The organism is Longimycelium tulufanense (assembly GCF_014645795.1).
GTDB classification, from domain to species: Bacteria; Actinomycetota; Actinomycetes; order Mycobacteriales; family Pseudonocardiaceae; genus Longimycelium; species Longimycelium tulufanense.
Map to the genome: position 1 here is coordinate 1 of NZ_BMMK01000040.1, position 11,176 is coordinate 11,176.

The window sequence follows — 11,176 nt, forward strand, 5'->3', positions numbered from 1 at the left end:
CAGCCTGTCACCAGGTCACTGATCTCGTTCGATCACTGACCAGTTAGGACTTACTCGTCTAGCGGTGTTTGCCGGGCCTGCCAAGCGAAGCCAGCTATGCCAGGTGTCTGCGCGCGACACTGGCCAGGACAACCGGACCGGCTACTGCCCGAACCGGTTCTGGGAGCACTGCACCTGGTCGGCCCTCGGCCAGGCTGCCATCACCAGGCGTACGAAAACCAAACACGTGAACCACACCTACGGACTGGCTGCCGCTCACCGCGCAGCCCAACCCACAGCGACCAAAGCACAACCAACCAGCGAAGCCGAACTGCCCGGGGTGTGGTGGGTGGGATGTATGTGGTCGGTGGACGGGATAAGGGAAGGGAAAGGGGAGGGTGGGGGAGGGGAGGGGGGAGGCCGCCGACGGCGATGAAAACCGCCCGCCCGGCAGCGCCCGTTGGACACTCCCTCGTTGTCGGGCCCGCCTGGCAGGGTCCAGCACATGATTGGACGTTGGCAGGCAGTCGTGATCGACTGCCCGGATCCGGCGGCGTTGGCGAGCTTCTACGAACAGTTGTTGGGGATGCAGCGGATCGAGGAGGAGAACGACTGGGTGATGATCGGCAAGGCACCCGAGCAGCCCGGGATTGCGTTTCAACGCGTGCCCGCGCTGCGGGCGCCGCAGTGGCCCGACCCAGAGCATCCGCAGCAGATGCACATCGACCTGCTGGTCGCGGACCTTGGCGAGGCGGAGCGGAAGGCACTGGCGCTGGGTGCGCACCGGCTCGAGGATGGCGGGGTCGAGGACGGCGTAGAGCGGTTCCGGGTCTACGCGGATCCGGTCGGCCACCCGTTCTGTCTCGTGCGGGAGTGACTTGTCGACCGAGAGTGATTTGTCGACAAGATGACTTGGCGACCTCGAAGCAAAGGTGACACGAGCGGGTCGGAAGCGGTCACCGGTCGCCCCATGACACGCAACGCCCTACGACCGCCGGTAGGCGCACGCCATCCAACCATCCACGACAGCACTCCTGGTCCTGCTCGCCGCGAAGGTCGACCTGATCAAGCTGTCCCGCCTCCGAACACGATCGTCACCGTGACGAAAGTGGGGCAGGTCAGGGTTACCCGAGATCGCGGGGCTGTTCGGCGCCCTCGGGCGCCATCAACTGAACGATGCGCTCAAGATCGTCTACGGAGCCGAATTCCACGACGATCTTGCCCTTGCGTCGGCCAAGTTCGACCTTCACCCGAGTGTCGAAGGTGTCGGACAGTCGGTCGGCGAGATCGGAGAGGCCGGGGTCCTGCGCGGCCCGGCGGGGCTGCTGCGGCTTCGGCTTGGCCGGACCGCTCCGCTTGGCAAGCACGACCGCCTCCTCGGTGGCACGCACCGAGAGCCCCTCGGCCACGATCCGGGCGGCCAGCTCCTCCTGGGTGCCTGGGTCGTCCAGGCCCAGCAGGGCGCGGGCGTGGCCGGCGGACAGCACGCCGGCAGCGACCCGCCGCTGGACGGGGAAGGGAAGCTTGAGGAGCCGGATGGTGTTCGTAATGACCGGGCGACTGCGGCCGATCCGGGCAGCGAGCTCCTCGTGGGTGACGTCGAACTCCTCGAGCAGCTGCTGGTACGCGGCCGCCTCCTCCAGCGGGTTGAGCTGGACGCGGTGGATGTTCTCCAGCAACGCGTCCCGGAGCAGGGCGTCGTCGTTGATCTGCCGGATGATCGCGGGGATCGTGGTGAGCCCGGCCTGCTGGCTCGCCCGCCAGCGGCGCTCACCCATGATCAGCTCGAACCCGTCCCGCTCGGCCTCGCGCACCACGATCGGCTGCATCAGGCCGAACTCGCCGATCGAGTGCGCCAGCTCGGCCAGCGCCTCCTCGTCGAACACCTGGCGGGGCTGCTTCGGGTTGGGCCGGATCGAGTCGATCGGCACCTCCCGGTACACGGCGCCGTGCACCGGCCCCAGCTCGACCTCAACCTGGCCGTTCCCGGACGTGACGCGGTCCGGGGCCGGCAGGCCGGGGCCGCCCGGGCGGCCACCGAAGATCGCAGATCCGCCGTTGTTCGCCGGGCCGGTGGGGATGAGGGCGGCCAGGCCGCGGCCGAGTCCTCCCTTGCGCTCGTTCATGATGTCTCCTCCTGCGCGCCGCGCTGGGCGACCTCACGGGCCGCGTCCAGGTAGCTCATCGCACCCCTCGACCCGGGGTCGTAGGTCAGCACCGTCTGGCCGTAGCCGGGTGCCTCCGACACCTTCACGCTACGGGGGATGACGGTGCGCAGCACGAGGTCGCCGAAGTGGCCACGCACCTCACTGGTCACCTGGTCGGCGAGCTTGGTGCGCCCGTCGTACATCGTCAGCAGGATCGTGGAGATCATCAGCGCCGGGTTGAGGTGGCTCTGCACCAGCTCGATGTTGCGGAGCAGCTGGCTGAGGCCCTCCAGCGCGTAGTACTCGCACTGGATCGGGATGAGGACCTCCTGGGCCGCGACCATCGCGTTCACCGTGAGCAGGCCGAGCGAGGGCGGGCAGTCGATGAAGACGTAGTCCGCGTCGATCCGGTCCAGCACCTCGCCGGTGATGGCCTCCTTGAGCCGGGACTCCCGGGCCACCATCGACACCAGCTCGATCTCGGAGCCGGCCAGGTCGATCGTGGCCGGGACGCACAGCAGGTTCCTGGACTGGTTGCTGACCGCCGCGGCATCGGCCAGGGACAGCTCGCCGAGCAGCACCTCGTACACCGAGGGGGTGCCGGAGCGGTGTTCGACGCCGAGGGCGGTGCTGGCGTTGCCCTGCGGGTCGAGGTCGATGACGAGCGTCCGGAGGCCGTGCAGGGCGAGGGCCGCGGCGAGGTTGACCGTGGTCGTGGTCTTACCCACGCCCCCCTTCTGGTTCGCGACCGTCATGACCCGGCGCCGCAGCGGGCGGGGCAGCCGCAGCGACTCGGGGTGCAGGACACGGGTTGCCCGCTCGGCTTCCTCGGCGATCGGCGTCCACACGGAGCTCTCCTCGGGGGTCTGCTGGGGGCTGTGCTGAGAGGTCGGGAACAGCACGTCGGCGGCCGCGCCGGCGGTGCCGTCGGGGTACGGGGCCGGCGGTGTTTCACGTGAAACGTGCGCCGCCTCGGTCTGGGGCTGCGACTGCGACTCCCGGTACACGGTCACCGATCCTTCCGTCTCCGCCTTCCGCCGTCACGGTCCGACGTGCCCGCACCGCGCTCGATCACCACGACGGTGGTAGGGGCGTCGAGCACGCCGCCACCGCAGGACACGATCTCCGAGCGGACGCCACCGGCCGCGCTCACCGCCGCGGCGTCCCGGGTCAGCTCCTCGGCGGCGCTGGCGCCCTTGAGGGCGAGCAGCCGACCGCCGGGTCGGACGAGGGGGAGGGACCACTGGGCGAGCCGGGCCAGCGGGGCCACCGCCCGCGCCGTGGCGGCGTCGCTTCCGGCCAGCCGCTCCCGCACCACGCCCTCCTCGGCCCGCCCCCGCACGATGGACATCGCGAGGCCGAGCTCCCACGCGACGTCCTCCAGCCAGGCCACCCGGCGGGCCATCGGCTCCAGCAGGACCACCTCGAGGTCGGGTCGGGCGATGGCCAACGGGATGCCGGGCAAGCCCGCTCCAGAGCCTACGTCCACGACCCGCCAACCCTCGGGAAGCAACTCCGAGACGACGGCGGAGTTCAGCACATGGCGGTCCCAGATCCGCTCCACCTCGCGGGGGCCGATGAGGCCGCGGACCACGCCGTGCTCGGCCAGCAACCGGGCGTACCGGACGGCCAGCGGCAGCCGGAGGCCGAACACCCGCTCGGCCACGGGCGGGGGCTGGATCGGATCTCTGGCCGGCTCGCTCACTTCGTCCACCCCGTGTTTCACGTGAAACGTCAGGGCCCCGACCGGTGGCGTTTCACGTGAAACACCGCCCGGAGGGGCGCCGTCGGATCTCGGGCACCATGCCTCCGCCGCGGGCACCACCCCGCGCCCGAGCCACCGGCGGAGCGGCTCTCCCCGGGGCCTCGCCGCCTGTTTCACGTGAAACCACGGCGCCCCGGGCCCGTGCAGAAGAATGCCAGGCGAGGCGAACCGGCCGGCCTCCAACCCCACGTATCCGGCCGCCACGGGCCACCCCGCGGCCTCCCGAACCCTTTCCGAGGCCGGCGCTCGCACGCCTGCTCCAAGGCCAGAAGCGGGCGCCGGACCGGACCCCTGGGTGGCCGGCGGGCGGCCCGGTCGGCAGGGCAGCAGCCCGCGCCTGCCCCACCAAGCCCGCTCAGCGGTGGGAGCAGATTGGTCCGCCGGCCTGGCAACCGGACCGGCATCGGCCCCCGCCTCGCCGGCGGGAGCCCGGCACCGCGGCGACCCCGCGGGGCTCAGCCGGCGGCCGTATCCCGTGCGTGGGCGACCGCTCGCCGACCATCCGAAGCCCCGGAGGACCTCACTGGCTCTCCAAGGACAGCGAGCCACCCCCGCTGCCGATGGACAGCGCCGTACCGTCTCACGGCCGGGGAACGGGCCTGTCAGCTCCACCTCGCCCGGTCGTTGCGGCCCCGTTTCACGTGAAACAGCGGTTGCACGTGAAACACGGCGCCAGCCTCCGCAGGCGAGCACCAACGCCGCAGCATCGCATAGGGGCAGGAGAACCCGGTGACCCCTTCCGGCACCCGAGAGCCGGGGCTCACGAACTCAGGAGCAGGGCTTGAGGGGAGGACTCTCAGCGGTAGCAGCGTCTCCACTCAGCGCCCACACCGGGTCTGAGGCCGGATCAGCGCGCCCTCCAGCTCCCGGATGTTGCGTTCGATCCGCGCCGCGATGAACTCCAGCACCTCGGCCGGCACCGGCAGCTGGTCCTGGGCCCCCTGAAGAGCCGTCCGGGGCACAAGCCGACCACGTTGCGGCAGACCGGGACGCTGTCCCACGGAGAGAGGCTGGCCCATCACGCAGCCGGACTCACCCGACCCGCCGTCCGCTCTGCCCAGCGATCCCGTGTTTCACGTGGAACCTCGGCTTCTCGGCGAAGGGGCGTCGGCGCCCAAACGGCAGTGGAGCCGAACCCGGCGCCGATCCGGGGCACGGGCCGCTCGTCCAGAGCAGGCAGGGCGGTGAATCCCCATCCCCGGCCCTGCCGCCACTCCTCGTGGGAGCCGGGGCAGCCTTACCTGCCCGAACCGTGGAGGCAGCGCTTCGCGCAGGGGACCTGGGTAGTGACTGGCTCGACCCTGAGTGTGTTGGAACGCGAGCCGTGAATGGCATCCCTGCCCGTTGGTCGCGGCGCGGGCCACCGACGGTCGAGTTCGAGCGGTCAATCGGGTCGGGTCACCGCGTTCGCCTCGCTCAACCGGCAGCCGGTGCCGGGATGGCGCGCGACAGCCGCCGAGCCGGATGGGTCCAGCGCCAGGCCAGAACCAGCTACCCGCTCTGCCCGCGTGGTTCCACGTGAAACGGTGGGTTCAGGCGCAGTCGTGCGGGCGAGCGGAGCGGCGCCCAGGCAAGGAAGGCAGCCCGACCGCTATGAGAACACCGATGCGAGCCTCAGAGTCCTATCCAGCAACGCCCCGGATCCGCGAGCAACCCGATCAACGCATCCGACCCGCCTCTCCAACTCGAACGGGCCGGGCGGACACTTGCGACAAATGTGGAACGGCAGTCCCACTGCCCAGGCCCCGCTAGCGGTACCCGACTTGATGTTTCACGTGAAACTCCGGCTGCGTCCCAGCCCCCAGGCTGCCGTGATCCGCCCGCCCGACACACCGAGCCCTGGGGCCGCCGAGCCTCAACGACACGAGCACGCACCACCACCGGGAGAGGAACATCGGACTTCGGGAGAGACGTCGACGGCTCTCTGAACCGACCTCATCCAGCGCCACACCCCACAGGGTCGGCTGTTGATACCTCGATGCGCGAACTGTGCTGGCGTCTCGAGTCGCGTTCAGTTCTCACCGCGTGCCGGCACAACGCTTCGAGATCTCGGAGCCAACCAAGAGTGGATGGGCCACGCTCGGCATGGACGGGGCGTCAAGACCGAGCGGCCGCGCCTGGCCAGGACTCGGCTATCCCAACCTCACGAAGGCAGGTGCTGGGAAAACCCGGCGCTGCGAGCCACAAACCCTTGCTCCCGTTGAGAGACGCGCGCTGACCTGTAGCCGGCCTCGACCAGCTCGCGACGCCGTTCCCGGGCAGCGACAGTTTGCTCAGCGCGCCAGCGGAAGGCGCCGGGTCACCTACGGAGACACTCCTCACCGCGCCAAACCGGGTCACCTACGGGCGAGCTCTAGCCACCCCGCAAGGCCCACGGCAACCCGGAGCCCCAGCGCCAGCCCCTCCGCATCCGGATCGACCCGCTCGGCGAGATGCTCCGCCACACGTCCTCAGCTCGAACCAACCCGGCCAGTCGCCCGCCACCCACGATCATCGGTGCCAACCGCTTTCCGGCTCCTCAGCCGAGCCACGCCCCTCACGCTCCCCCGAACACGGGGGCCACCAAGACATTGGGATCAGCAACCCACACCCAGACCACCGCCCAACGCGACGCGGCCCCATGACCGCACCGCAGTCACGGGGCCGCTCGAAAAGGCCGTGGAAGTCAGTCGGTCTTGAAGACCACCACGCGCCGGCTGGGCTCCTCGCCCTCGCTCTCGCTGTGCACGCCGCTGATCGCCGCGACGGCATCGTGCACCACCTTGCGCTCGAATGGCGTCATCGGCTGCAGCCGCGCCGGCTTACCACTCGCGAGCACCTTCTCCGCGGTGGCCTTGCCCAGCTCGGCCAGCTCCCGCCGGCGGTCGGCCCGCCAGCCGGCGATGTCCAGCATCAGCCGGCTGCGCACCCCGGTCTCCTGCTGCACCGCGAGCCTGGTCAGCTCCTGCAACGCCTCCAGCGTCTCGCCGCGCCGGCCGACCAGCTTGTCCAGGTCCTCGCCGCCGTCGATGCTCACCACGGCCCGCCCGGCCTCCACGTCGAGGTCGATGTCCCCGTCGTAGTCGAGCAGGTCGAGCAGGCGCTCCAGGTAGTCCCCGGCGATGTCGCCCTCCCGGACCAGGAGCTCCTCGAGCTCGGCCGGGGAGGTGGCCCCGGCGTTCGTCTCCCGGTCGGCACCGGACGCCTGCAACGTCTCCGACACGGTCTCTCCTCTCGGGGTCCGCCGCGTCCCGGGATTGGCCGCGGGCCGCGGACCGTTGGACTCAGCGGCGCTTGCGCGCCTGCTTCTGCTTCTGCTGCTTCTTGGGATGCGTCCGGTCCGGGGCCGTGCCGGACGTCCCGCTCGCCTCGCCGGGCGCGGTACCGGCCGTCGCCCGGTCCGTCGCGCCGCTCTCCGCGGGCCGCCGCGCGCCCTTGGGCCGCACCGGCTTCTGCCCGGGCCGCGGGGCCAGCGACTGCCGCTGCGCGGTCGTGGTCTCCTTCTTCTCCGCCTCTTCCCGGTCGATCTTGTGGTACACGACGTACTGCTGGCCCAGCGTCCAGATGTTGTTGGACAGCCAGTAGAGCAGGATCGCGATCGGGAAGAACGGGCCACCGGCGAGCACACCGATCGGGAACAGGTACAGCGTGACCTTGTTCATGATGGCGGTCTGCGGGTTCGACGCCGCCGCCTCGGTCTGCCGCGCCACCGAGTGCCGGGCCGTGAAGTGGGTGGCGAAGCTGGCGATGATCATCAGCGGGATCGCCACGAAGATGACGTCCATCCGCTCGACCCCGAAGTCGGCCAGTTCCTTGGCCGGCATCGTCATGAACGTCGAGAGCTTCGCACCGAAGATCGTGGCGTCGTTGAACGACACGATCTCACTGCGGCCGAAGACGTAGTTCTCGCCCTTCCACGGCTGGAACTCGCGCAGCACGTGGAAGAGACCGATGAAGACCGGGATCTGCACCAACGCCGGGAGGCAGCCGCCGAGTGGGTTGACGCCGTGCTCGGACTGGAGCTTCTGCATCTCCTGCGCGAGCTTCTGGCGGTCGCTGCCGTACTTCTCCTGCAGCTTCTTGATCTGCGGAGCGAACTCCTGCATCTTCCGCATGGAGCGGACCTGGTGCACGAACGGCTTGAACAGCAGTGCCCGCAGGGTGAAGACCAGGAAGACCACCGACAGTGCCCAGGCGAAGCCGTTGGACGGCCCGAGCACGAAGCCGAAAACCTTGTGCCAGAACCACATGATGGCTGACACGGGGTAGTAGATGAAGTTCAGCACAGACCTACTCCTCGGCAGGGATGTGGTGGGACCGGTCGGAGCCCGCACCGGGCCCCGGCTCGGCGGGTCCGCCCCGCCGTGGTGGTACCGGGTCCAGACCTCCAGGGTGCCAGGGCCCACAGCGCAGCAACCGGCGCAGGGTCAGCCAGCAGCCCCGCAGCGCCCCATGCGTGCTCAACGCCTCGACCGCGTACGTGCTGCAACTGGGGTAGAAGCGGCACGTGGGCGGGAGGTAGGGGGAGATCCACCGCCGGTAGAACCGGATCGGTAGCAACAGGAGCCGGGCCAGCGGGCCGGGTCGGGTCGCCGTGCTCATGCCGCACCCGCAGCGCCGCCCCGGGTGCCGTCCGGGAGCAGCCGCAACCGGCGCAACGCCGCATCGACGTCCGCGGCCAGCTCGGCGCTGCTCGCGTCGGCCGCGGGCGGCAACGCCCGCACGACCAGCATCGTGCCGGGCGGCAACATCGCCAGCCGCGTGCGCAGCACGTGCCGCAACCGGCGCAGCACACGGTGCCGCACCACGGCTTTGCCCACGGCCTTGCTCACGACGAAACCCACCCGGGTCGGCTGGACGCCGTCCCGGGTGGGCGATGTCCCGGTGTCCCGCCCCGTGTCCCGCTCGCCGGGCCCGGGCCGCCTGCCCGGCGCCGGCAACGCGTGCACGACGAGCCGGGGCCGCCCGGCCCGCCGGCCGCGGCGGACCACCAGTGCGAAGTCCTGGCTGCCGGTCAGCCGGGCGGCCGCGGGAAGCACGGCGCGGTCGGGTGTCAGGCGGACAGCCGTGCGCGGCCCTTGCGGCGGCGAGCGGCCAGGATGGCGCGGCCGGCGCGGGTGCGCATACGCAGCCGGAACCCATGGGTCTTGGCGCGGCGGCGGTTGTTGGGCTGGAAGGTGCGCTTGCCCTTGCTCACGGTCGGTTCTCCCGGTGCTCACTGCAGGCAGGTCTGGTCGTCTCCCGAGCACGGTGACCCCAGGGGGTCACCATCTTGAGCAGTGTCATGAGTGCACATGGGGCCGCACGCGGCCAGCACGACACACCCGCACACAGCGGGAGACCGTACGAGAGTACGCACCCTGGCCACCGCGGCTCAAATCAGGGGTGGTACGAGTGGTGCCGCGACACGCCACGTCCGGGGCCCATGCTTGCGAACAACGTCATGTTGTGGCATCGCCCACACCTTGTTAGCGTGCCCCTTCGCGATCGTTCTCCGACGGCGGGGGACGGCGGGCCCGGCGCTCCGCACCGGGGGCCGAAGGGGCCGTCGGATCGACTCGTCGTACCTTCGTGGCAGTTGTGGACAACTTTGTGGATACCCGTATCGTTCGGTGTCCACGGTCATGGGCCCCGGTGGGGCCCTGTCGAGCCGGGGCGGGGGGAACAGGCGGCCCGGCAACCGGCGAGGGGAGGGGAGCCCGCAGGTGTCGGACCACCATTCCGACCTTGGTCGCGTGTGGGACCAGGTGGTGCACGAGCTGTCCTCGGGCACGCTGTCCCCGCAGCAACGCGCCTGGATGCGGGTCACCCGGCCCATCGGCCTGCTGGACGGCACCGCCCTGCTGGCCGCACCGAGCGAGTTCGCCAAGGACGCGATCGAGCGCCGGCTGAGCGAGCCGATCACCAGCGCGCTGTCCCGGCACCTGGGCCGCCCGGTGTCGCTGGCGGTGAAGGTCGACGCCGAGGGCCCGATGGCCACTGTCGACGCACCCGCCCCGGTACCGGCCGACGTCACCCTGCCGCCACCGATCCTGCCCGACTCCATGCCGACGACGGTTCCCCCGCCGGCCAACCTGCCCAGCCTTTCCACCGGCGAGGACGCCGAGGCACCGCCACCGGCACCACCGCAGCAGGGCACCGCTTCCGGCGAAGAGGGCGAAAGCGACGACGAGGAGGACGAGGAGCGCGCCGCACTCGCCACGGTCCACGAGATCTGGCCGACGTTCTCCGGCGGCAGCGCCCCGCAGCCGAACCGCCCGACCTCGCAGACCCGGCTGAACGAGAAGTACACCTTTGAGACGTTCGTCATCGGTGCGTCGAACCGGTTCGCCCACGCCGCGGCGGTCGCGGTGTCGGAGGCCCCGGCGCGCGCCTACAACCCGCTGTTCATCTGGGGTGAGTCCGGGCTCGGCAAGACGCACCTGCTGCATGCGGTCGGGCACTACGCCCAGCGCCTGTTCCCCGGCATGCGGGTGCGCTACGTGTCGACCGAGGAGTTCACCAACGAGTTCATCAACTCCCTGCGGGACGACCGCAAGGTCGCCTTCCAGCGCCGCTACCGGGACGTCGACGTACTGCTGGTCGACGACATCCAGTTCCTGGAGGGCAAGGAAGGCACCCAGGAGGAGTTCTTCCACACGTTCAACACGCTGCACAACGCCAACAAGCAGATCGTGGTGTCCTCCGACCGGCCGCCGAAGCGACTGGAGACCCTGGAGGACCGGCTGCGCACCCGGTTCGAGTGGGGCCTGATCACCGACATCCAGCCCCCGGAACTGGAGACCCGGATCGCGATCCTGCGCAAGAAGGCGGCCCAGGACCAGCTGCCGGTGCCGGCCGAGGTGCTGGAGTTCATCGCGGCGCGGATCGAGCGCAACATCCGGGAGCTGGAGGGCGCGCTGATCCGGGTCACCGCGTTCGCCTCCCTCAACCGGCAGCCGGTGGACGTGGGGCTGGCCGAGATCGTGCTGCGCGACCTGATCCCGGAGTCGCACCAGCCCGAGGTCAGCGCGGCCACGATCATGGCGGTGACCGCGGAGTTCTTCGGGGTCGGCATCGACGACCTGTGCGGCCCGGGCAAGACCAAGCTGCTGGCCACGGCCCGGCAGATCGCGATGTACCTGTGCCGGGAGCTGACGGACCTGTCGTTGCCGAAGATCGGGCAGACGTTCGGCGGCCGGGACCACACCACGGTCATGCACGCGGACAAGAAGATCCGTAAGGAGATGGCCGAGCGGCGCCGGATCTACGACCAGGTCCAGGAGCTGACCTCCCGGATCAAGCTGCGCTCCCGGTGACCCCGCGG

11 protein-coding genes are annotated in these 11,176 nt (G+C 70.4%); 2 read left to right on the forward strand and 9 right to left on the reverse strand.

All coding sequences use genetic code 11. The features are described 5' to 3' along the window. Positions 1-484: 484 nt before the first annotated feature. On the forward strand, positions 485-856 hold the full coding sequence (locus IEY55_RS27030; protein ID WP_189061389.1) for a VOC family protein: 372 nt from the start codon (positions 485-487) through the stop codon (positions 854-856). Positions 857-1,103: 247 nt separating this feature from the next. Here the strand turns inward: IEY55_RS27030 and IEY55_RS27035 are convergent, their stop codons facing one another. The 9 genes from IEY55_RS27035 to rpmH all read right to left on the reverse strand — a co-directional run bounded on the left by IEY55_RS27035 (position 1,104) and on the right by rpmH (position 9,067). Beyond that, positions 1,104-2,105, reverse strand: a complete 1,002-nt coding sequence (locus IEY55_RS27035; protein ID WP_189061390.1) for a ParB/RepB/Spo0J family partition protein — start codon at positions 2,103-2,105, stop codon at positions 1,104-1,106. After that, entirely contained in the window at positions 2,102-2,974 is an 873-nt protein-coding gene (locus tag IEY55_RS27040; RefSeq protein ID WP_373290067.1) for a ParA family protein, read from the reverse strand. The genes IEY55_RS27035 and IEY55_RS27040 overlap by 4 nt, the downstream gene beginning before the upstream one ends. A 161-nt stretch (positions 2,975-3,135) precedes the next feature. Beyond that, the gene (gene rsmG / locus IEY55_RS27045) at positions 3,136-3,831 is read right to left on the reverse strand and encodes a 16S rRNA (guanine(527)-N(7))-methyltransferase RsmG (RefSeq protein ID WP_189061392.1); all 696 of its coding nucleotides are present in this window, start codon (positions 3,829-3,831) and stop codon (positions 3,136-3,138) included. An 878-nt stretch (positions 3,832-4,709) separates the two neighbouring features. Beyond that, positions 4,710-4,892 (reverse strand): DnaA ATPase domain-containing protein, encoded by a 183-nt coding sequence (locus IEY55_RS32310; RefSeq protein ID WP_229686796.1) that lies wholly within the window; start codon positions 4,890-4,892, stop codon positions 4,710-4,712. A 1,664-nt stretch (positions 4,893-6,556) separates the two neighbouring features. Continuing rightward, positions 6,557-7,093: a Jag family protein gene (locus IEY55_RS27055; protein WP_189061393.1), complete on the reverse strand. Its 537-nt coding sequence runs from the start codon at positions 7,091-7,093 to the stop codon at positions 6,557-6,559. Positions 7,094-7,154: 61 nt separating this feature from the next. Continuing rightward, positions 7,155-8,156 (reverse strand): membrane protein insertase YidC, encoded by a 1,002-nt coding sequence (yidC, locus tag IEY55_RS27060; protein ID WP_189061394.1) that lies wholly within the window; start codon positions 8,154-8,156, stop codon positions 7,155-7,157. Positions 8,157-8,160: 4 nt separating this feature from the next. After that, positions 8,161-8,472, reverse strand: a complete 312-nt coding sequence (gene yidD / locus IEY55_RS27065; protein WP_189061395.1) for a membrane protein insertion efficiency factor YidD — start codon at positions 8,470-8,472, stop codon at positions 8,161-8,163. Then, a complete protein-coding gene (gene rnpA, locus IEY55_RS27070; protein WP_189061396.1) occupies positions 8,469-8,909 on the reverse strand; it encodes a ribonuclease P protein component in 441 nt (146 codons plus the stop codon). Before rnpA ends, yidD begins: the two co-directional genes overlap by 4 nt. Before the next feature lie 14 nt (positions 8,910-8,923). Beyond that, complete coding sequence (rpmH, locus tag IEY55_RS27075; protein ID WP_189061397.1) at positions 8,924-9,067, reverse strand: 50S ribosomal protein L34; 144 nt, start codon at positions 9,065-9,067, stop codon at positions 8,924-8,926. 508 nt (positions 9,068-9,575) lie between these two features. Here rpmH and dnaA point away from each other — a divergent pair. After that, positions 9,576-11,168 carry a chromosomal replication initiator protein DnaA gene (gene dnaA, locus IEY55_RS27080; RefSeq protein WP_189061398.1) on the forward strand — a complete coding sequence of 531 codons (1,593 nt, stop codon included), beginning with the start codon at positions 9,576-9,578 and terminating at the stop codon, positions 11,166-11,168. Positions 11,169-11,176 lie beyond the last annotated feature (8 nt).

What these genes read in the sequence shown, in the direction of transcription:
- IEY55_RS27035 (WP_189061390.1), bottom strand. Translation starts at nt 2,105, where the DNA reads ATGAACGAGCGCAAGGGAGGACTCGGCCGCGGCCTGGCCGCCCTCATC.
- yidD (WP_189061395.1), bottom strand. Translation starts at nt 8,472, where the DNA reads ATGAGCACGGCGACCCGACCCGGCCCGCTGGCCCGGCTCCTGTTGCTA.
- IEY55_RS27030 (WP_189061389.1), top strand. Translation starts at nt 485, where the DNA reads ATGATTGGACGTTGGCAGGCAGTCGTGATCGACTGCCCGGATCCGGCG.